Origin of the sequence: Occultella gossypii (genome assembly GCF_019947135.1) — a bacterium.
Classification (GTDB): domain Bacteria; phylum Actinomycetota; class Actinomycetes; order Actinomycetales; family Beutenbergiaceae; genus Occultella; species Occultella gossypii.
Window position 1 is genome coordinate 1 of record NZ_JAGSHT010000039.1, and the last position, 529, is coordinate 529.

The following is a 529-nucleotide window of genomic DNA, read 5'->3' on the forward strand; positions in this document are numbered from 1 at the left end:
GCACCCTGGAACAACTACGCCCCGACATCCTCGCCGACCTCATCGCCCACCACCTGACCACCGGACAGATCGGCCCCCACCCCCAACCCCCGACCACCAACCCGACCACCACCGCCGCGACCGCCGCCGCGACCGCCGCGACCGCCGCGACCACCGTCGCCGAGCAGCCCACCGGGACAGACGCCGCCACGGTCGCCGAACAGCCCACCGGGACAGACACCGCCACGGTCGCCGAACAGGTGCCCGTCGCGGGTGGTCCCGCACCAGCGGCCGAGCCCAGCGCAGCAGTCGGCATCGGTCCTGCGGCCGACCCCGCCACCGACCCAGGCACCGACCCCGGCGCCGGCGCCGGTGCTGGTGCTGGTAATAGTTCCGTGTCCGGGGTGGGTGATCCGAACCTGGCCACGCCCGCCGGCCGCGGCGCACCGCGGACCTGGCCGATCGGGATCCTCGGCGGCCACCGCGCCCAAATCGTGGTCCACGTACCCCTATCGACCCTGCTCGGCGGCGACGAACCCGGCAACGTCGA

Annotated in this window: 1 pseudogene; it reads left to right on the forward strand. The window is 74.5% G+C overall.

The window, feature by feature from the left end:
• A pseudogene (locus KCQ71_RS26750) lies at nucleotides 1-529 on the forward strand (hypothetical protein); the annotation flags it as partial.